Origin of the sequence: Gluconobacter sp. Gdi, assembly GCF_014132155.1 — a bacterium.
In the GTDB taxonomy this organism is placed as follows: domain Bacteria; phylum Pseudomonadota; class Alphaproteobacteria; order Acetobacterales; family Acetobacteraceae; genus Gluconobacter.
Window position 1 is genome coordinate 164,488 of the sequence record NZ_BLJQ01000002.1, and the last position, 21,380, is coordinate 185,867.

13 protein-coding genes are annotated in these 21,380 nt (G+C 52.1%); 8 read left to right on the top strand and 5 right to left on the bottom strand.

All coding sequences use genetic code 11. The features are described 5' to 3' along the window. Nucleotides 1-24: 24 nt before the first annotated feature. The 4 genes from JN414_RS04685 to JN414_RS04700 all read left to right on the top strand — a co-directional run bounded on the left by JN414_RS04685 (nucleotide 25) and on the right by JN414_RS04700 (nucleotide 6,979). The gene (locus JN414_RS04685; protein WP_202206917.1) at nucleotides 25-627 is read left to right on the top strand and encodes a histidine phosphatase family protein; all 603 of its coding nucleotides are present in this window, start codon (nucleotides 25-27) and stop codon (nucleotides 625-627) included. Nucleotides 628-767: 140 nt separating this feature from the next. Further along, entirely contained in the window at nucleotides 768-1,886 is a 1,119-nt protein-coding gene (locus JN414_RS04690) for a hypothetical protein (protein WP_237389871.1), read from the top strand. An 89-nt stretch (nucleotides 1,887-1,975) separates the two neighbouring features. Next, nucleotides 1,976-3,913, top strand: a complete 1,938-nt coding sequence (locus JN414_RS04695) for a M61 family metallopeptidase (protein WP_202206919.1) — start codon at nucleotides 1,976-1,978, stop codon at nucleotides 3,911-3,913. A 465-nt stretch (nucleotides 3,914-4,378) separates the two neighbouring features. After that, nucleotides 4,379-6,979 (top strand): hypothetical protein, encoded by a 2,601-nt coding sequence (locus JN414_RS04700; RefSeq protein WP_237389872.1) that lies wholly within the window; start codon nucleotides 4,379-4,381, stop codon nucleotides 6,977-6,979. A 131-nt stretch (nucleotides 6,980-7,110) separates the two neighbouring features. On the opposite strand, the gene JN414_RS04705 is transcribed toward JN414_RS04700, so the two are convergent. The 3 genes from JN414_RS04705 to JN414_RS04715 all read right to left on the bottom strand — a co-directional run bounded on the left by JN414_RS04705 (nucleotide 7,111) and on the right by JN414_RS04715 (nucleotide 12,309). After that, on the bottom strand, nucleotides 7,111-9,120 hold the full coding sequence (locus JN414_RS04705; RefSeq protein ID WP_202206921.1) for a discoidin domain-containing protein: 2,010 nt from the start codon (nucleotides 9,118-9,120) through the stop codon (nucleotides 7,111-7,113). A gap of 14 nt (nucleotides 9,121-9,134) precedes the next feature. After that, a complete protein-coding gene (locus JN414_RS04710) occupies nucleotides 9,135-11,096 on the bottom strand; it encodes a discoidin domain-containing protein (RefSeq protein WP_202206922.1) in 1,962 nt (653 codons plus the stop codon). Between the two features lie 100 nt (nucleotides 11,097-11,196). Next, nucleotides 11,197-12,309: a hypothetical protein gene (locus tag JN414_RS04715; protein ID WP_202206923.1), complete on the bottom strand. Its 1,113-nt coding sequence runs from the start codon at nucleotides 12,307-12,309 to the stop codon at nucleotides 11,197-11,199. A gap of 114 nt (nucleotides 12,310-12,423) precedes the next feature. Here JN414_RS04715 and JN414_RS04720 point away from each other — a divergent pair, with 114 nt between their 5' ends. From JN414_RS04720 to JN414_RS04735, 4 genes are read left to right on the top strand one after another with little or no spacing between them, the layout of a single operon-like run. Then, nucleotides 12,424-13,893 (top strand): glycoside hydrolase family 32 protein, encoded by a 1,470-nt coding sequence (locus tag JN414_RS04720; protein ID WP_215768582.1) that lies wholly within the window; start codon nucleotides 12,424-12,426, stop codon nucleotides 13,891-13,893. A 49-nt stretch (nucleotides 13,894-13,942) separates the two neighbouring features. Beyond that, nucleotides 13,943-14,317 (top strand): capsular biosynthesis protein, encoded by a 375-nt coding sequence (locus JN414_RS04725; protein ID WP_202206925.1) that lies wholly within the window; start codon nucleotides 13,943-13,945, stop codon nucleotides 14,315-14,317. Continuing rightward, entirely contained in the window at nucleotides 14,314-15,936 is a 1,623-nt protein-coding gene (locus JN414_RS04730) for a capsular biosynthesis protein (protein ID WP_202206926.1), read from the top strand. Before JN414_RS04725 ends, JN414_RS04730 begins: the two co-directional genes overlap by 4 nt. After that, a complete protein-coding gene (locus JN414_RS04735) occupies nucleotides 15,936-16,667 on the top strand; it encodes a glycosyltransferase family 2 protein (RefSeq protein ID WP_202206927.1) in 732 nt (243 codons plus the stop codon). Before JN414_RS04730 ends, JN414_RS04735 begins: the two co-directional genes overlap by 1 nt. A gap of 79 nt (nucleotides 16,668-16,746) precedes the next feature. Here JN414_RS04735 and JN414_RS04740 read toward each other — a convergent pair whose 3' ends face one another. Further along, nucleotides 16,747-18,258, bottom strand: coding sequence for an efflux transporter outer membrane subunit (locus JN414_RS04740; RefSeq protein ID WP_202206928.1), 1,512 nt, complete (start codon nucleotides 18,256-18,258; stop codon nucleotides 16,747-16,749). Beyond that, on the bottom strand, nucleotides 18,255-21,365 hold the full coding sequence (locus tag JN414_RS04745) for an efflux RND transporter permease subunit (protein WP_202206929.1): 3,111 nt from the start codon (nucleotides 21,363-21,365) through the stop codon (nucleotides 18,255-18,257). Before JN414_RS04745 ends, JN414_RS04740 begins: the two co-directional genes overlap by 4 nt. Nucleotides 21,366-21,380 lie beyond the last annotated feature (15 nt).

Consider the following 21,380-nt stretch of genomic DNA (forward strand, 5'->3'; position numbering starts at 1 on the left):
TTCCCATCTCTGGAGGTTTCATCCATGCCGAAGATCCTGACCAAGCCTTACTGGTATCTCCGGCACGGTGAAACAGACTGGAACCTCAGAGGTCTCTCCCAAGGGCGGACGGACATTCCTTTGAATGCCACGGGGCTGACACAGGCGATCCGTGCAGGTCAGATTTTTGCGGACCTGTTCCGGAAGGGAGAAACACCTTTCGACCGGATTATTGCCTCCCCCCTCTGCCGCGCCCTTGTCACCGCAGAACACACTCGTGATGCCATTCGTGACAGCGGGGGGCCTGATCTTCCTCTGATCATTGATCCCGAACTCAAGGAAGTCTGCTTCGGGGTGCAGGAGGGGCAACCCATGGGAGAATGGTATGACCCATGGATTGAAGGTGGCTATACGCCCGAAGGTGCTGAAAGCTTTGCAACCCTTCAGGCACGTGCTGTTGGAGCGGTTAACCGCTCCCTGCAAACTGACGGAACACCCCTCTTTGTCGCACATGGCGCCTTGTTCAGAAGCCTGCGGGCGGGAATGAGTCTACCCGTCAATGTTCGTTTGCCAAATGCAACCCCGCTTTATCTGTCACCCTCAGAGGCGGGATGGTCCATTCTCCCTTACATTCCAGAAGACGCGTAATCTTCCTCTACCGCTTGGGTTCTTCATGGAATGGACCCCTGTTTCAACAAATGTTATGGTCTAGCTGAACCATAACTGTGCTACAGGCCATGAAGAACTTTACAATCAGAGTATCTCTGTACGGAAATACCGGGAACATCATGATGATGTATCTTTCGGCTCTGAAGCTTCAGTCGGATCTTGGTTATGGGACCATCTGCAATGTAAGAATTCCGCTTTTCGATATTTCAATTCCAGACATCGACACCAGAAATCAATTTGGCTTGCATGACACAGAGGTTATCAACTCTCGGGTTCATGGACGTGTCTCAACAGATGGTTACTGCCATATTGTCCCCCGCTCCAATGCGGCGTTTATCAGTCTGGAAGGGTATAGCCAGCATATCGACAATTTTCCTGATCGCAGAATTACGGACTATGATAAAATTTTCCCATACTGCTCCGATAATGAGCAGTATGGGGGGCCTGATGATCTTGTCATTAATATCCGTGGCGGAGAGGTTCTTTCGGGTCTGCATCCGGATTATACAATGCTCCCTCCGGAATTCTATGAACACCTCATCCAGAAAACCGGCAAGAAACCAATTTTCTATGGTCAACTGACGCCATCACCTTATCTGGACGAACTGAAACAGCGCTTTCCAGATGCACGTTTTATTTCCTCCCGCGGGGAGGCGCTTGATTTTGATTATATTCGTCGATCACACTACATCGTTCCAGCATTGAGTACGTTCTCTTGGCTCGCTGCGTGGCTTTCAGATGCCAGAAAAATCTTTTTTCCGGTCGCAGGCGTGATGTCACCCCAGCAGCATCCTTCATCAATGCTGCTGCCTTTGGATGACCCCCGATACGAATTTTATGTCTTTCCTATTTATCACTCGCGAGACATCGCGAACTATCGGGACTATCTCGATCCCGTACGAAGAACATGGCAATATGTTCCAGCAGCATCCATATTACAGAAACGCCAGAGCAACCGCCCCACACTGAATGACGCGCTCAGTGTTTTCAGTGTGGCAGATTATCTTGGAATGTACGGAGATATAGGGCTGTTTGGAACTTATGGAGCTGTAGGGTCAATCAATCATTTCTGTAGCGCTGGGTTCTGGGAAGGGAAACATCCCGTTCACCTGGACAACAAATACTATGCTACCGCTTACCCCGCTGCTGCCATGGATGTCGCAATGGGGCGTTACGATACGCTTCTGGATCACTATATTCTTGTAGGATCTAAGATGGGTTACACGCCACGAGCCTGAAAACCCGTTCGACACTATTACCCCTTGTGCATGCCTGCGAGGGCAATTAGGGCAGGAAGGACTTTGATTTACAAATCGGAACCTTCCTTATGATGCGTATGCGCTTTCTGGTGGCATTGACTGCGTTCAGCAGCCTGGTTGCCCCAGCCTTTGCCCAGCCTCAGCCAGAGCCGCTCCCTCTGCCTGCCGCCATCCCAGACCCGCAGGACAAGCCCTTTCCCGGCGCTCTGACGGTTGCTGTTGATGCGACAGACACGGCCCATCACGTCATGTCCATCCATGAAACGGTTCCCGTTCCGAAAGAGGCTGTAGAGAAAGGCGAACTGATCCTTCTGTATCCCATGTGGATTCCGGGCGATCATTCCCCAACAGGCGTCATTGAGCAGCTTGCCAGCCTGAAAATCCAATCAGGTGGCAAGACGATTCCCTGGAAGCGCGACACGGTCAATATCGCTGCGTTTCATATTCCCGTTTCCGCCACGACCCCTACACTCGACGTTCATTTCCAGCTTCTGTCTCCGGTTACGCCGGGTCAGGGCCGTGTCGTCATGACGCCATCCATTGTCAATGTTCAGTGGGATCAGGTTTCTCTATACCCGGCTGGGTATTTCACGCGGGATATTACGGTCAAGCCAAGCGTTCTGGTGCCGCATGGATGGCAGATTGGCTCTGCTTTGCGCGCCTCTGCCTATGGCGATGAAACCCACTTCAATGCAACGACCTATAATACGCTGGTCGACTCCCCGATTTATGCGGGCCGGTATTTCCGTAAGTTTGATCTGACCGGGCCGGATCATGTCCCTGTCGCGCTCAATGTTGTTGCAGACGATGCAGAATCCCTGAATGCAACGCCGCAGCAGATTGAAGCCCATAAGAACCTCGTCAAACAGGCTACGGCTCTGTTCGGCTCCCATCATTATGACCATTACGACTTCCTGCTCGCTCTGACGGAAGAGTTGGGCATGATCGGGCTGGAGCATCATCAATCCAGCGAGAACGCCGCTGCTCCGGGATATTTCACGGAATGGGACAAAACGTTCCCTGAGCGTGATCTGCTCGCGCATGAGTATACGCATTCCTGGAACGGCAAGTATCGTCGCCCGGCTGATATGTGGGCTCCGAACTTCAATGTGCCACAACGCGGGTCTCTACTCTGGGTGTATGAAGGTCAGACCCAGTATTGGGGAAATGTCCTTGCAGCCCGTTCAGGGCTTGTAACGAAGGATCAGGGCTTCGAAGCGCTGGCCTATATGGCAGCAACCTACGAAAACCAGACAGGCCGTCTGTGGCGCCCGCTGGAAGACACCACCAATGATCCCGTTATTGCTCAGCGTGCTCCTCTGTCATGGCGCGACTGGCAGCGTTCGGAGGACTATTATGTGGAAGGTCAGCTTGTCTGGCTCGACGCAGATACGCTGATCCGCAAGCTTTCCAACGGGCAGAAATCTCTGAACGATTTCGCGAAGGCCTTTTTCGGCACGAATAATGGAAGCTTTATCGTCAGCCCCTATCAGTTCGATGAGGTGGCTTCGACCCTGAACAGCATCCAGCCATATGACTGGGCCAAATTCCTGCATGACCGTCTGGACACTATCCGACCGCACGCTCCGCTGGATGGCCTGACAAACGGTGGGTACAAGCTTGTTTACACAGACAAGCCAACATCATTCATCAAAGCATCGGAAGCTGTTCGTCACAGCGTGGATTTGACGTTCTCGCTCGGTATGAGTGTCACACGTGATGGCAAAACAGCACGTGTTCACTGGATGAGCCCTGCATACAAGGCGGGTCTGGCGTCAGGAGAGACAATCCTGGCTGTTAATGACATGGCCTACACAGGGGATCGTTTGCGTCATGCCATCGCGGACGCACAAAAAGACCCGAAACAGCCGATCAGGCTTGTCGTGAAATCTGGCGAGCACATCAGCACGATTTCTATCCCATATCATGATGGCCTGCGTTACCCGCGTCTGGATCGCGTGAGTGGCACTCCCGATTATCTGGGAGCAATTTATGCACCACTGTAATGCAAACTGTTGAACAGCCCCGTATTCCTCTAGCGGGGCTGCCAGTTTGTTAGATATGTGTTTAAATGCGTTGGAAAGTTTAATTGATTCAGAACGCGCAATATGGTAGAAGAAAAGAAGATAGCCGACATATGTAACGGCTGTTTCAAGTAAAAATAGCAATAAATTCACGGTGATGGCCTTTTCCTCTTCTGGGGAAAGGGCTTTTTTTGTGTCTCGTCGTTACAGAAAATCTAATTAACAGAGAATTCGATGACGAAAAAAAATCTCTTAATAATTTCATCATTATTAATTCCTCTGCATTCTTTTGCTGCGTCTCCTGCGGCTTACAAAGGAACTGATGGCAGCTACCAGCCGCTTAAAGTGGTGTCAGCCGTTGGAAACAACGAGAAACCTGTCGTTCCGGCATATAAAGGAACAGATAATCAATGGCATGCCACAACAGTGGTCATGATGACATGCGGGTTGGATGATGCAGGTCATCCTGTTCCGTGCCAGGCTCCTACGGGCGTAGAATCCAATGCCGTGGTACTGGACAGTTCAGGGTACATCACGGCACCGGTCAGTGGTTCTATCGACAAGGGTACTGTCGGAGGCACACAGCTTTCAGGTCTTCTGAATACGCTTTCCACAACAATGGATGCCTTTCAGGCGAGCAACCAGAAAGACGTTCCTAACGGGGTGGTCGGGCGCGACGCCGTTGGGAATATTCTTTTTGCACAGCAGCAAAATAATAGCGGACAGACGGAGGCAATTCACTTCCACCCGGGTAATCCCTATATCGCAAATAATGATGTCTTTATCTGGTGTGACACTGCCACTGGCAGCGACGGCCAGGGGCATTGTCATTTCGATAATTTATCATATGGAAATACCTGGGAGTTTAATAACAGAATTTCCACCGGGACGGGAATTTTTGGTGCAGACGTCACGGTTAATGGGCAAAGCGTTGCTGACGCACTTGCAAAGCTGGATCGAACTCTGGAAGTTGGATACGAAGGACAGTCTGTTTATCAGAGTGCGACTACTACTCCTTTTATTACCATGTCCCGCAATCACTGGGATGCAGTAAACCAAAACCCTAATACACTGATGTTGGGTGGATCTACGGCAAATTCTCTTGTGCATCTGAAAGCCTCGTGTGCAAACACCAGTGGTGGAGATGAAGGCGGGTCCTGCTATCAGTTCACGGATATGGGGGGGCCAGAAATCAATAACCGTTCCGGCGCGGGTATTACGGACGGAATTAATATTGATGCCCGGTCCAGCGATGTTTCCCCACTGGATGCTTTGGGAGGAAATACTCTGGCTACAGAAAGTGACGGATCCTATCGTGTTGTAGGAACCTCATACAGCATCGGGACAGATGCTGCTGCCGGGGCCTCAAGCTTTACGCTGGTCGGTGCTCTAGGGTGTGGAGTTCAGGCGGCAAACAGTTTGGCAGGCTGCCAGATTTCAGGCCTCTCGCTGGCAGGAGCGTCCGGCACTGTGTCTTCTGAAACTGCAAAAATCACGCAGGCGGCTTATAACCCTTCGACCAACCTTACAACAGTCACTCTGCCATCCGGGTACACGTTGGCCTCCGCAGTGGCAGCCAGCACAGGTGTAACGGTCCAGTATCTGGCATCTGACGGAATTGCTCATGCCATAAGGTTCCTTGGGGCGAACGAAGTGTCTGTGTATCCAGCGCTTAATACGCTTGAAATGAATTTGTTTCAAAATCGTATGGCTATTTGGACAAATTACGCAAAAGGAATGAATAGCACGGAAGGGGGGTACAATCCTGATGCTACGAATGTGGATCTCCCGAACTACTATCTTGCCTATTTTTCTGGTTGGGATGCGGCCAACACTGATAGTGCGCACAGCACATTTTTTGTAGAGAGCGGATACTACCCAGGGACATCGTCCGCCCAACCGGGATGGTGCACTGTTGGTGCATGGGGTGCCGCTGCTACCGCAGCTCCAGGGCAAAATAGTGGAGACCAGATAGACAATCAGATTACTTATACCCACCCTGCTACCGGACAGGAAACCCACACTAGCCAGTATCATAATTATAGCCAGCCCACGCTTTTTCTGGGCATGAACAACAAGAATTTCAACAACTACAACCTTCAGTATCGCGTCGGAAAAACCGATAGCGTTACCCGTTCCTTCGATAATGAGTGGGACTTCTGGGCGAATCAGGATCATCCTGGCGAAGTGTCCATGAAGGGGCTCACCCTTGCCTATAATGGCACCTCAGGACCCTTGGCTAATGACAGCTATATGCTGAGGCTGTCAGGGGCTAATACTCTTGGTATCGGTCTTTGGGTAGGTGGCGTTATTCCAGGAGGCGAAACGATCAAGTCAGATAGTGGGTTCTTTGACGTCCGTAATCAGGCCAACATGTCTGCAGACGTTAATGCAACACAGCCAATCTCTATGATGGGTAATGGTGTTGTAAATGGGAAATACACAGAACTTTCGTTCTATGGTTCGCAGGATGGATCATCAGGAAACGGCTCCTTGCATCTTGGTGCGCTGGAAAGCAGTAACCCCAGTCTCCAGTACAACGCTGCTCCTCTTTGCGATGGAACGGCTTATATGCTGGATTCTGGAATCAGTGCCTCACAATGTGTGCAGGCTGGCCAGATCGTATTTGATCCTAGTGGGTATACCGGCGGTGTCGCTCTTGCTGTTGGCCAGGGCAGCAATACCAAGCTGGGACTTGTGACGGAATCTGATGGTACTGCGCGTGCCCCGGCCGGGCTTAGAGTTGGTGCAGGGAACGCTCCCAGCTTTTCTCAGGTAGACTCTCAGACGATCAGTCTGACCAATCAGGCAGGAGATACCAATGGGTTTCTGCGCCTTGCTGGTATCGTAACAACCGGGGTCAGCACGTTTGGTGGAGATACTGTTACGGCGACCACGGCAACAGCCAAGGCCTTCAGGGAAACGCTTTCAACACCATCATCCTCAACGGCGGATTGCACGCCTGGCGACTTCACAGATGACGCAAACTATCATTATGTCTGTGTTGCTTCGAATAGCTGGAAGCGTGTTGAACTTCAGAGCTGGTAACTGATTAACACTCCCTTTGCAGGGGATAAGGAAAATTGGGCTGTATTGTCATGCCCAATTTTTTATCGGCCAGTCATTGTGTGTGAGCAGATAGTCCCTGTCTGCCACACACAATGCTGAGCCCCCGTCGTTTAAACGGAAGCAATTCCAAAAGCGAGTTCCATGGAAATGGATGTTCTGAGGAATGCAGGAATTCCGATCCAGATTTCGCCCTTATGGTTCTGCGGACGCAAGAAATAGAAGTGGCGCATATTGCCTTCATCTTCCTGCATGATCAGCGGCCATGAAAAATTGGACCGCCCATCAGACCGCCTGACATTGTGCATGAGTTGTTCATGGGCGTGTTCAAAAGGCCGGCGCAACGAAAGACGGAACACCTGAGCTTTTTCTCCTGCCAAGGGAGAAAGAAACAGAATAGCCCGTGTATCTCCCCACTCGTGCCGTCCAAAAGCTTCGCCTTCTCGGCTCACCTGAAGAGAAAGGGTCGTATTGGAAGGCTCTTCTGCAACGACGGCTTCATATTGCAGACCATCGTGCATAGGGTCTGCGGAGAGAACCCACGCAGATGAAATTCCATCCTCCTGCATAGGGGTGCCCGGAAATGCGGGAGATACCTTCGTTTTTTCGCCCTGTGGAAGCAGAGAAGAGTAAATCCACTGAACGCGGCCCCACCGTGCATCGGAGCGCCAAAGGCGTGTCAAAGGCGTATAAACTTCATTTTTACGAACGGCATCAGAAAAGCTCTGGGTCAAAACACGGTTCAGAAACCGGTCATGATAAGCTTCCGGGGTCTCTTCATTGGAGAGTGTTTCCAGAAGAGCTCGGCTCCATGCGTGAGAAAGTGCGGCCGTTGGCGTGGAATCAGGATCCCGACTGAACCACTTGACCTGACACATATGAATAGGAAGTTTTCTCACAAATTCGAGAAGTTCCGGGAAGGCGACCTCTCGAATTGGCTCCCAAAGCATGTGGCAGATATTTGTAAATCTTCCCGAACCGAAGCTTCGAAAAAAAGTAACTGGCAAGAATTCTTCTAATGCAAGTGTCTTTTGGGTTGGATTTAAAAAGTATTCATCACATCTTTTTAAGATATTAATGCGTTCGTATAATGTGCCCCATTCTTCACTAGGGGCGAAAAGACCTTCAATCTGGTTGATGGACATGAAGAGAACATCCGCTTCCTTAATCAGATATTCTCTAAAATTTTCGGCTTCCTGAAGGTTGTCCCATACCCAGGCTTCTCCACGGGGAACGTCGTCTAGGGGAACGTCTATTAAATAGTGACGCGTCATGCCGACGGGCGCCTCGTCTTTTAATTCCAGACGTCGGACAGCTGCCGTGAAATCGAACGGGCGTACAAATAACCCGTTTGACGCGCAGGTGCAGAAATAATCAATTTTCCCCAGCGTGCGTAGTGCTTCGCCATAAGATTCCATATGGCCCAGCAAGAGGGTGCCACCCCATTTCTTGCGTTCAATGACACCATTAAAAACGTGGACACGTGGATTTGGTGTTAGAAGGTCAGTTGGTATCTGGCGTGATTTTGGAAAATTGATAAATATATGACAATTTTCAAAAGTAAAATTCAGAAAATTATCGATATAAACCGGTAGGAATCTGTCTTCTTCGTTGTAGTTGGTCGCGAATACTACAACCCCTTCAGGAGAAGATGAAAGCGTTTCAGGTACGTTGGTAGACAGGGTTGCTCGACATGGCTCCCCATAAACGCGGACACTTTTCAGATGGAGATGGTCCCAGTTATCCAGTCGAACTCTTACGAAGCGTCCGATAACGGGCTCTGGAAACACGACCTTGTAAGCAGTGTCGTCGTTGTCACCGAAAACGCTGTGATCCGTTTTCGAAAAGACGTCTTTCCAGGTCTGGCCGTCTTGTGAGACCAGAATTGAAAACATACGGGCCCGGACCGGCCAGAAAGATGAATTGTACAACACTACATCTGAAATGACGCAGGGTTCTTCGAGATCGACCTGCCACCAGGGAAACCACTCTGCAGCCGTTTGGAAATGAGCATCAGAGCGATCTGGCCGATTTGCATTGGCAGCATCAACGGTCAGTGGCAGCAGAATATCTGGATGCTTGGAACTCTGGGTAGCTGGTTTGCCGAGCGCGAGGTCAATCATATCAGTGTCAGATCTCAGACGGATAAGCTGCGGTTGGTGCGATAGTCCGGGCCTACTGAGAGGCCGACTTCTACTGTGGCGTTGCAGTGAATAGGAAGACCAAGCCAGACCTGCCCCTCTGCTCCGCGCGCTTTGCGCACAAAATAACGTTTTTCAACATCATCAAAATGCTCAATACGATCGGCGTAATCGACCGTGTAACCGTGTTCATCGTGAAAAACGGTTCGAGCCAGCGCATCATGTGGAAAACATTTCCCACGAGGGATGGAGAGACAAAAGACGGTGTCTCCCTGCAGGCCGGAAAGATAGAGATAGCCTTGCAGATGCACCCCTGAAACGGGCGCGCCGTCTTCTGTCAACGCGCTGCAGGATAGCCGTAAAATGGTTTCGGCCTCTGCAGTTTCCCGTACATTCAAGGCCACAGAGATACGTTGGTTTGTGGCTTCCATGAACAGATATGCTGGAGCCACCCGGGAAGGGGACCGCTCAGGGATATCCAATTCAATATGCTGGCGGTTGCATATCAGATCCCTGACGGACCAGTTAAAGCCCTTTTTCCCTTGTGCATCGGTCGGCCACCAACGGTTTGTCAGTGGGCCGAAATGTTCTGCTTCATACGCTTTTGCAAGCAGGGTTTTGGCAAGGGTAACTTTCTGGAACTGTTCGATATCACTGTGTTGGCTTTGACCCATTTCCAGAAGGCTGCGGCCCCAAGGTGTTGTCACCGCAACAGTGGACTGGGCAATCCGGGAGCGGTCAAACCACTTCAGTGCACAGAAATGATCCGGCATAGTGGGGACCATTTCCAGAAGGTCTGAAACCGTTGTCTGGCGGGTGCCTGACCAGAGAACACGACAGATATGCGTGTATTGGCCCGTTCCAAATCGATCGAAAATGGACGTTGGAAGCACTTCCTCGATAGCCATATAGTTTTCGAAGGAAATGAAGTCTTCCAGCCCTTCAATCAGGCTTTTGCGTGCATGGAGCTGGTCCCAGTCCTGCCTGCGCGCGAAAAGACCTTCGATCTGCGTCGCAGAGACCTTTTCTACGGCCAGTTTCTCCCGGAGATAATTTCCCAAACCGGTAGAGTTGCGAAAATGATGCCACATCCATGTCCCATGGTATGTCGGCTCCAGCACATCTACATCGAGATCTCTCTCATAGGCCCGCTCGCAGGCGACAGGAACACGACAGGCCAGCGGAAGCTGCTCGATTGCGGCGGCAACGTCCATTTTTCGGACCATGAGCCCATTGGAGGCCATGGTGGCGAAATAATCAAAATTGGGAAAAGCGGTTTGTGCTTCTTCAAAGGCTTCCAGATGCCCCAGAAGAAGCGTGTGCCCCCATTTCTCACGACGGATTTTCCCGTTGAAAACATGTACACGGGGGCTGATCGTCTTGATGTGGGGAGGAATTGCACGTTCAGAAGGAAAATTTAGCGCTACACAGACATTCTCAGGGGTGTAGGCCAGAAAATTGTCAATGTATTGTTCAAGGAACTCATCGCTTTCGTTGAAAAGCGTTGAAAGTACGACCTGTGAGTTTGCGGCAGTTTTTTTATAGCCGCGTAATGCCTCTTCAACTGTTTGTTCATGCCCTGTGAAAGCAGAAGTCTCAAAAACAGCTTTTTTAAAACTCAGGACGCCGAACGCATCATACCGAAGGCGGATGTGGCGAGCAGAAAATACCTGCTGAAAAGAGACTGAGGTTATTGCGCGGGTGTCGGGTTCGTAGAGAGGTTGTGTCCAGACAGGAAGCCAGTTTTGTCCGTCGTCTGAAATAAGAACCGTCATGAGAGGAGGCTGGTCTGTGCCTTCCAGAAAGCCTTCAAGTCTTATGCCTTCGACGCGAACGGGCTCTTTGAGGCTGATCTGCCACCAGGGAAACCATTCGCGCTGAGAGGAAAATTCTTCGTTTACCTGTGGAGAGGTCTGTGAGCTCGAAAGAATGCTGAATCCGGTAGTGATATTGCCCACGAAACTTGCTCCACCTTACCAAACGTCAGTACACGCGCCTGAAAGCATTATGCCTATTTTGACTATTCTTAAAGCGTCCAGCCAAAATAGGAAGAGGAGATCAGGGTGTAGAGACAGTTTTGATCTGCGTCTCCACATTCACGCTGCCATCAATCGATTTATCAACTGTATTGGGCAGAATGGCTGAAACAACACAGTCTCCGGTCTCTAAAGAGACAGGCAATGTCTGTATGCCATTAGCCTGCTTCATTACTGAATCAATCCCGTTACCATCCAGAACAATATCGAGTATTTTCTGCGCTGTGGGCTTTAGCGCATGAGAAGGATTGGGTTCAGTGCCATTACCGCTATGGTCATTCCACATGAACTTGTTTTCCGAATGGTGAGGAAAGGCTTGGTTACAGCTGCCCCGGCGGTAAACAGAGACAATTTCCCGAATGCTCCAGCGACCCGATTTTACAGGGGCTCCGGAAAATCCACTGGATGATGTGGCTGAGACGTTTCCGTAAACATCGAGGAGGAGCCCGGGGTGTAAGGGGCCCTTTTCTGAAACGGGAAGAACGGTATAGGCGTTGAGAACCGGGCCGCGTGCGGTGCTGGGCGTAACCACGAACTCTGCATCCAGTCCGTTGACGCTGTAAGACGGCCATTTTGGAGGCTGCGTGTCGTAAAGCAACGAGAGATTGCTGGTCATTGTATAAGGACGATTGGCAAAATCTGTTCCGTCAAAACTCATGAACAGGCAGCCGCCGGGTGGTAGGCGCATTGGAAGACCGGCGGGTAGTTTGATGGCCACAGGGATTGTCACGGTCCCTGGACCCGACTGTTTGACAATCAGCCCCGCCAGCCCCTGACTGGGGAAGCTGGAGAAAATTTCAGAATAGCTCCCAATCTTTTGGCCAGATAACGGGCATACGGACCGTGTTGTATACGCCAGCCCAAAGAGCGTTTCGGACCAAACCGGCTTATGTGTTGTCTTGTCCGGGCTCGTGGTTGTGGACAGTGTTCCAATCAGCCCGCGAAAGTTTGCGGGTGCGGGAAGGTTGGCGGGTAACTGGAACGAAAAAAGATTCTTGACCTGGAATGACGGGGTACTTTTCGTCAGTGTTGCCTTGAGCGGAAGAATTGATAGTTCTTCAGCATGGCTGGTGGGAAAGCAGGCAAAACTGCTGCCTGCAATCATGACTGCCGCAAAGAGTCTACCTGCCTTCAATACCGTTTTCCCACCTTTGATAGAGTAGCTGGACGTTCTCTGGTGTCAGTTCAGCGTCTCATGTCATAGTCTCTCTCGCAATAGACAATTGCGGTCACGACAGGGAGACGTTCTGTGTCCAGGTACTTATTAACCGATGCGTTACCTGCACGGCTATCACGCCGGTCTCTCATGGTTTCTACGGCGGCCGCTCTGTTTGGGTATTCTGCTCGTGCGTTGGGGAAAACGGGGCATTCCCCCCCAGCCTATCTTCTGATGTCTGATCCTTTCAGGCCGCAATCCCATCTGCTGCCACCTCATGGCTGGATGAACGATCCCTGTGGACCCGTCTTCGCAAATAACACCTACCACCTTTTCTATCAGTGGAATCCTGATGCCGCCGTATGGGGTAATATGCATTGGGGACATGCGACCAGCCGTGATCTGGTGAGGTGGGAGCATCAGGTCGTTGCTTTGTCGCCACAGCCTGATGGTCCGGATTCAAGCGGTGTCTTCACAGGAGATGTCGTGCTGGATGGACAGCAGGCAATCGCTGTTTACACCGGTCTGAAGACAGGGCGGGCGCCGGATCAGGTTCAATGTATCGCTACATCTGATCTCACCATGACGCACTGGCGGCAGGAAGCTCATCCCGTACTGCCAGTTGGGCCGCCTGGATTAAAGATCCGTGGCTTTCGAGACCCGAAAATCTGGCGTGAAGGCGATACCTGGGTCATGCTTGTTGGTAGCAGCATTGAGAACCAGGGGGGCGTCATCTTACGCTATGAAGGCCGTGATCTTCGAGACTGGTCTTATAAAGGAATTTTTTACGGTCCTTCGGATTTGCGGGGTGGTGATGATGCGCTGGAATGTCCGGATTTCTTTCGGGTGGGCGCCCGACATGCTCTGATTTTTTCCATTAACTGGGTCGTGCATGTTGTAACGGGTGATTACGTGAATGGAAAATTCCGCCCCTTAACGCTGGATGCGCTAGGCTACGGTAATTTCTACGCAGCTCGCAGTATGCTTGATGCTCAAGGGCGGCGTACGCTCTTTGGTTGGATTACTGAAAAGCCCTGGCAGGCAGGCGCTGCCGCGGATCGTGGTTGGAGCGGCGTCATGTCTTTTCCTCGGCTGCTTGTCACCGGGCCAGATGGAAAGGTCCGTTCTCATCTTCATCCCTCGGTTGAGGCACTTCACGGTGAGATTCTGTTCTCCGGATCTCCCAAGGAACCTGTAACGCTTCCAGGGCCGTGTGTTCGGATACGTGTCAGATTCGATGCGAACTCAGCGGGCGAATTGGTCTTCAGTCGAACTGATCGTTTTCTGCACCTTGACTACAATCCGCAGAAAACCGGAGCGGAAGTGTCCTGCAATGAAGATACAGTTCCGTTATCCAGTTCACGCTCGGCAGAGCTAGATATTTATGTGGATGCATCGGTCATCGAAATTTTCACATCTGACGGCTCTGCCCTTAATACAAGGGCTTATGGCGATCCGGGCGGCCCTTTTACGCTAAAAAACTCCGGATGTTTTCAAAATGCCGATTATGAAATCTGTCTCTTGAAGCCTGTATCAGGCAATCGGCTTACTGGTATTCTCTAGAAACCCAAGATAAAAGTGAAACTCAAATCCTCGGAGGCTGTGCTGAACTATGAAGCGTCTAGTTGTTGATCTTGATGATACTCTTACGAAAAACAACCCTGACCTCTCTTACAGTGATAAAGAGCCCAATCTTCCCCTGATCGAGAAGCTTCGGGAGTACAAGTCTGAGGGTTTCGAAATTCTGATCCAGACAGCGCGTAACATGCGCACCTATCAGGGGGCTGTTGGTAAGATCAACGCCAATACACTGCCTATCATCATCGAATGGCTGAAAAAGCATGACGTACCGTACGATGAGATTTATGTTGGCAAGCCGTGGTGTGGGACGGAAGGGTTCTATATTGATGACCGTGCCGTGCGCCCGTCCGAATTTCTCTCTTTGTCGCTTGAAGAGATCAATACGCTGATTGAGACGCACAAATGAGTGCCCCCTCCTCCATTGGTCTGATCACATCAGGCGCCTTCGTCGATCAAGAACTGGTTGCGGAGTTCGGCCTTTTACCCCCTTCATTTCTGCCGCTGGGCGTAGGCCGTCTGTATGACATGCAGATAGACTGTCTTCGGAAAAACTTCACCGAGACATTCCCTCTGTACATGACGGTTCCCGAGAGTTTTGACGTTCCGGCCTACGATACTCAGCGTCTGAATGAAAAGGGAGTTACCCTTCTTCCCGTTCCAGATGACATGCAACTCGGCGAAGCGATTGTTTACGCCATCAATGTGATCAACGCCTACAATACAGGCGTCCGCATTTTGCACGGTGACACCGTTCTGAGCCAGATCCCAACCCAGCTCGACGTGATTGCCGGTCACGCGGAGGGGGATGACTATTCGTGGGCTGCGATCAAACATAGCGACAATGTTATCGTCAGTTTGCAAACGTTTGAGGCCACAAGCGAGCAGAATACCGAAAATCCCGTTGCCTGCGGCTATTTCGCATTCTCCAATGGTGCAGAGCTTGTTCGCGCCATCAGCCAGGTGCGCGGTCGTTTCATTGACGGCATAAACAACTATTTGCAGCGTCGTCCCATGAAGATGGAGGAAATTAAGGAATGGTATGACTTTGGTCATATCCAGACTTATTTCCGCTCTCGTCGGCTCGTAACGACAGCGCGCGCGTTCAACTCCCTTCAGATTACCCGCAATACGGTTCGTAAGCTTTCGGCTGACACCTTCAAGATGAAAGCTGAAGCTGAATGGTTTGAGAGTGTTCCACCAAAGGTACAGCCCTACGCGGCGAGATTGCTGGACAAGGGGGAGCAGGGGCAAAGGGCATTCTATTCAACTGAATACCAGTACGCGCCGAATCTGTCGGAACTCTATGTTTTCTCTGCAATCGGGCGTGTTTCCTGGAAGAAGATCCTGACCTCCTGCGCAGAATTTCTGGAAATCTGTGCCGCGACACCTGGGGACAAGCCGAGAGACGATTACTCGCGGCAGCTTATGGGCAGCAAGACGGTCGAACGGCTGGAGCGGTTCGCTAAGGAAACCGGCTTCGATATAGAGCATGAACTGGTTTACAAGGGACGGAAGATGCCGTCTCTCTTAGAAATCAGCCGCCAGCTGGAAACGATGGTATCCTTTGATCCTGCAGCTTCATCTACCATGATGCATGGCGATTTCTGCTTCAGCAATATCCTTTACAACTCCAGAAATAGTCGTATCTCTGTCATTGATCCCCGTGGGTATGTCTTCAGCGAAAAACGCGAAATCTACGGTGATTGCCGATACGATATCGCAAAATATTCTCACTCAGTTGACGGACTGTATGACTTCATTCTTGCCGGTCGGTATGACCTGAAGCAGGATGGACTTTACAATTTCGACCTGAATTTCGATACGTCCTCTCATCGTCAGTGGCTGCAAAGCGCGTTCTCTGAAATGAGCATTGCTGGTATTTCTGTTTCCAGCGCAGAAATTCGTGCAATCACGACGTCCCTGTTCATTTCCATGCTGCCTTTGCATTCCGACAGACCAGATCGACAAAAGGCGTTCATCGCCAATGCCTTGCGTCTGTATTCGACTCTTGAAGGAAAAATCTGATGATCGTCATCCCGATGGCTGGTCTATCCAGCCGTTTTACAAAAGCCGGGTATACCAAGCCGAAGTATATGCTGCCTCTGGCTGGGAAAAGCGTGTTTGCGCATTCCATCGAAAGCTTTTCAGCCTATTTCGAGACGATGCCATTCATCTTCATCGCTCGGACTGTGGCAGATACAGAAGCTTTCATCAGGGCAGAAACAGCCAAGCTTGGCATCAAGGATGTGCGTATCATCATTCTTGATCATGAAACGGCTGGGCAGGCTGAGACAGTTGAATTTGGCGTCAGGAAAGCCGGGCTGGATTTGGAAACGCCACTGACAATCTTCAACATTGATACATTTCGCAAGGACTTCCGGTTTCCGGATGCACCATGGTTTAAGACCTCTGACGGGTATCTGGAAGTTTTCAAAGGCGAAGGGGCCAACTGGTCTTACGTTGGACCTGAAGAAAACAGCAATGAACCCCTGGCAGCCAGAACGACCGAAAAGCAGCCCATTTCAGATCTGTGCTGTGATGGGCTTTATCACTTTGCTCGCGCTAGCGATTTTCTGAATGCTCTCGCGCAGGAGCGTCTGACGCCTTCCTCTCCGGAGCTCTATGTCGCACCGCTTTATAATCACCTGATCAACGAAGGGCGTAAGATCCACTACGATCTCGTGCCTCAGGACGTGATTACGTTCTGTGGTGTCCCTGCCGAATACACAGCTCTGCTGGATGCTGTGAAGGACTGAACGATTTCCCCTCTGTGGCGTACCCTAGAGGTACGCCACAGAAGATCGTCATATCAAAAACGACCTGAGTGGCGCTTCGTCACCATGGTAGCAACGATTTCCCGAGAGCTTTCTGTGCTGCAGGAGTCATCCCCAGGTCATTACGGTTCCACCAGCCGCCGCCAAGGGATTGGAACAGACCCACACTATCAGAGAACCTTGCGCCCTGTGCCTGAACATAGGCCAGGCGCGCCTGAGCATGAGATTGCTGGGCTTGAAGCACCATCAGCTCACTGACATCTCCCAAGCGAAGCTGAGCCTGAGCGATCTTCAGACTCTTCCCCGTAGCAGTATAGGCACTCTCATTCGCCATCAACGCATCAGCATCAAAGTCCAGTGCATGAAGGCTGTCCGCGACGTCCTGAATGGCACTCAGGACTGTGGCCTTATAGGTCTCGTTGGCCTGTAGCAGGTTATCGCGGGCCTGCCGCTCGGCATGCAGCAGGGAGCCGCCCTGGAAGATTGGCTGCATGACAGTTGCAGCGATCGTCCAGTTTCCATACCCGGGTTTGAAGAAGTCGCTCATGGTCCCGACGGCTTGCCCTGGGAGGGCACTAAGCTGCACGTTGGGCAGACGGTTGGCGATCGCCACACCAATCTGCGCACTTGCAGACTGGATCTGCGCCTGTGCCGCTCGAATATCCGGTCGTTGATTCAAAAGGTCTGAGGGCAGGGAGACCGGCAAGGTCTGCGGAAGCGTAAACTGCTCAAGCCTGAAGGTCGGCAGCGGAGTATTTGGTGCCACCCCAACCAGAACAGCTAACTGATCCCGGGTTTGAGCCAACTGAAGATTCAGAGAGGGAAGGGTAGCTTCAAGCTGCGCGACCGAAGCAAGCTGCGCCACCATATCCTGTTCGGAAGCATCGCCGAACTTCTGTCGGGCCGTAATCAGCTTGAGGGCTGATTTCTGGCTGGCGATCAGATCCTGTGTCGCTTCGATCTGCGCACGAAGCGTGGCCTCGTCAATTGTTGCGCTCACCAGATCGGAGATCAGAGTGAGAGCGGTAGCTTCAAGCTGAAATTTCTGAATTTCAGCCTGCGCGCCCGCGGCCTCAATCGCTCGCCGCGTCCCACCCCAGAGATCCGGAACATATCCGATCGTCAGCTGAGCGGTATGAACATTATACAGCCAGGTGTTGTTGTTCGGAACCGGAGAGTAAACGCGTGAGGTCTTGTTGCGTGTAGGATTAAAAGAGGCCGAGACGGTTGGGTACAGACCAGCCCCTTCAATACGCCGTTGCTCCCATGCAGACTTCAGTCCTGTCTGCATGGCTTTCATGGACTGGTTGTTGGTCAGAGCCTGCTCAACAAGCGCATTAAGCTGCGGGTTGCGGAAGACTTCCCACCACTTTCCAGGAATATCTATGCCGCTCTGGAAGTGTTGAGCCACTCCTGTCCCGCTTTGGGCATTGCCGGACGTCCCCGCAAGCGGCGGAGCTTGATAGTTTACGTCCTTTGGAAGGTCCGGACGATGAAAATCCGGACCGACTGCGCAGGCTGATATCAGAACCGACCCTAGAAGGGCGATCGTATTTTTAAGAACCCGCTTCATGTCGGGGCTCCATTCTCTTCAGAGGGGCGCGGACGACGGGCATCCCGACGCTCCACCCACATTTCAAGCTCACTGAAATAGACGGGCAATGCAAAGAGGGTCAGCAGTGTGGCAATCCCAAGCCCACCTACGACGACTGTCGCAAGCCCACGCTGCACGTCTGTGCCAACGCCAGTTGCCAGTGCTGCGGGGAGCATGCCAGCGCTTGCAACGGTTGCCGTCATCAGAACCGGTCGGAAACGCTCACCCGCTCCCATAATCGTAGCATCCCGTACAGAACGGCCTTCGGCACGGTGCCGGTTGATGCTTGAGATCATGATGATGCCGTTCTGCACCGCCACACCGAAAAGGGCGATAAAGCCCACAGCTGTAGCGATATTCAGGGTCTCTCCACGCACATGCAGCGCAATCAGGCCACCCAGCGTCGCGAGCGGAACAACGCTTAGAATGAGCAGTGCCTGGCGGATTTTGCCGAATTCGATGAATAGCAGCACCAGCATCATGGCAAACATGACGGCCAGAGCAATGGCAAGACGCTTCTGCGCGCGTTCCTGCTGCTGGAATGTACCTGCCCATTCCAGGGTGTATTTCTGTTTGTCGTAATGCACCGATTGCTCAATGCGAGCCTGAGCATCAGCAAGATACTGTGACAGGGGACGCTGGCCATTATCGACCCGGATGGTGATCTGACGATGGCTCATCTCGTGAGCAATATTGCTCTCACCCATGCGCAGACCGACCTGGGCCACCTGGGAGAGCGGCACAAAAGCGCCCTGTGCAGTCAGTAGTGGAAGCTGCGAAAGACTTTGGAGATCCTGCGCGTCTTTCCGGGGAATCCGCAATGTCGCGTCATAGAAGCGATCATCTTCATAGACTGTGGAAATCGGGGCATCCCCGATTGCGTAGGACACGATATCCGAAATATCGGAAATATTGATTCCGTAGCGGGCAGCCGCAAGCCGATCAGCCGTTACGTCGATCTGGGGAATTCTGGGCTCCTGAAAGATCGAAGCCTCAGCCGTACCAGGAACCTTATGGAGGACATCTACAATCTGCTGTCCAACGTGGCGAAGTTCCTGAAAGTCATTGCCGTAGACACGAAGGACCAGTGGGCTGTGCGCCCCGCCAACAAGATCACTCATCTGATCTTCAATCGGCTGGCTGATACCGAAATCGATGCTTGGTATCTTCTTCAGCCGATCATGTAGCCGCTGGACGAACTGTGCCTTTGTTTCTCCCGAAGGCCATTGATCATAAGGCTTCAGGCCAACTGGCATTTCGATGTGAGAGGGCGTCCACGGATCCGTGCCGTCGTCAGAGCGACCCAACTGAGTGATGGCATAAGAGGTTTCCGGGAACTCTCTCACGGCATCCCGCAGTTCATTGGCGATCTGTTCTCCCTTCTCCATCGAAATCCCGGTCGGCATCTGGACCTGGAGCCACAGGGCACCTTCATCAAGATCAGGCAGGAACTCACGGCCGATCGTTGCCCCGAGGAAGACCACAGCCACCAGAGCGCCCAGACCTGCTCCGTAAGCAAAGAGGGGGCGATCAATGAAATGACCGAGCCAGTAGCTGTAACGACCATGCAGCCATTCGAGCGGGCGATTGCGCCAGATATGACGGGGTTTCTGAAGCGCCAGAAAGCTCAGCGACGGGATCAGGGCCAGTGCGCAGAGTAGCGCGCCCAATAGTGCGAAGCTGACGGTATAAGCCATGGGCCGGAACAGCTTCCCTTCGCTTCCTTCGAAAGCAAAGAGCGGGCTGTATGCCAGAATAATCACGAGCGTGGATGAGAAGATGGCATGCCCGGCTCGCTTGGCTACCGTCAGAACTTCAGAAGAGTCCAATGCTTCGGTGGGCTTTTCTTCACGAACACGCAGAATGGTCTCGGTAATGACGATGGCGCCATCCACGATCACGCCAAAGTCGACGGCACCGAGCGAAAACAGATTGGCGGACATGCCAAGGAAATGCATGAGCGTGAAGACGACGGACAGCGCAAGTGGAATGGTGATGGCCGTGACAACGGCGCTGCGCGGACTTCCCAGAAAGAGCGTCAGGATCACGACAACCAGCAGAATCCCCTCAATCATGGTTTCCGTGACCTTGTGGGTCGTGGAGAGAACCAGATTGTCTCGGTCGATATAGGGAACGACGCGGATATGCTGGGGGGCAAGCTGCGTCTGAAGCTTCGCAACCGTCTGGTGCAGGTTTTCCAGAACTACGGAAGGGTTTTCACCACTCAGCATGGTGACGACACCCTCAATGGTATCGGGGTTATGATCCTTCCCTAGAATGCCTTCGCGAACCTGATGCCCGAATTGCACCGTTCCGAGGTCCCGCACCAGCACGGGGACACCATTTCGCTGGGCTACGGCGATGTTACCCATATCTGCAAGTGAATGGATCATGCCGACACCACGAACGATGTAGGATTGCTCGCCTCGTGTGACGCGACCACCACCGGCATTGATGTTGTTATTGCGGATGGCCGTCAGAACATCTTCCAGGCCAATATTATAGCGGAACAGCGCGGAGGGATTGAGGACAAGCTGATATTCCCTCGTGAACCCGCCGAAATTATCAACGCTGACCACTCCTGGTACGTGAAGCAGGGCAGGAATAACCGTCCATTTCTGGACGTCCGACAACTGCATCAGGTTTTTGTCGTCTGACTCCAGCGTATAGCGATAGATCTCGCCCGTCGGGCCGGAAATTGGCCCTAGGGAAGGCTGCGCGCCATTGGAAAGCGGGTTGCTGGCAAGGATGGTTTCAACCTGCTGTCGGGCCCAGAACACATCTGTTCCATCCCGGAAAATCAGCGTGATGAGAGACAGCCCAAATGTGCTGGTGGAGCGACTGTCCGAAACACCGGGAACGCTGGCAAGCATGCGCTCCAGAGGGATCGTGACCTGCTGCTCCATTTCCTCCGCAGCCAAACCGGACTGCTGGGTCGTTACAAGAACGCTGACAGATCCAAGGTCCGGATAGGCTTCAACAGGCAGGACACGCCACGCAATGCTTCCCATGACGGCAAGCAGGACGGCGGCAAAGAAGACGATGTTCCGGCGCACGAAGCACCAGGAGATAAAACGTTCGATCATGATGGCTGGCCCGTT

Bases quoted from the DNA above. Each gene is read 5' to 3' on its own strand.
- JN414_RS04685 (WP_202206917.1), top strand. From the start codon at position 25: ATGCCGAAGATCCTGACCAAGCCTTACTGGTATCTCCGGCACGGTGAA.
- JN414_RS04690 (WP_237389871.1), top strand. From the start codon at position 768: ATGATGATGTATCTTTCGGCTCTGAAGCTTCAGTCGGATCTTGGTTAT.
- JN414_RS04695 (WP_202206919.1), top strand. From the start codon at position 1,976: ATGATGCGTATGCGCTTTCTGGTGGCATTGACTGCGTTCAGCAGCCTG.
- JN414_RS04705 (WP_202206921.1), bottom strand. From the start codon at position 9,120: ATGATTGACCTCGCGCTCGGCAAACCAGCTACCCAGAGTTCCAAGCAT.
- JN414_RS04725 (WP_202206925.1), top strand. From the start codon at position 13,943: ATGAAGCGTCTAGTTGTTGATCTTGATGATACTCTTACGAAAAACAAC.
- JN414_RS04730 (WP_202206926.1), top strand. From the start codon at position 14,314: ATGAGTGCCCCCTCCTCCATTGGTCTGATCACATCAGGCGCCTTCGTC.
- JN414_RS04735 (WP_202206927.1), top strand. From the start codon at position 15,936: ATGATCGTCATCCCGATGGCTGGTCTATCCAGCCGTTTTACAAAAGCC.
- JN414_RS04740 (WP_202206928.1), bottom strand. From the start codon at position 18,258: ATGAAGCGGGTTCTTAAAAATACGATCGCCCTTCTAGGGTCGGTTCTG.
- JN414_RS04745 (WP_202206929.1), bottom strand. From the start codon at position 21,365: ATGATCGAACGTTTTATCTCCTGGTGCTTCGTGCGCCGGAACATCGTC.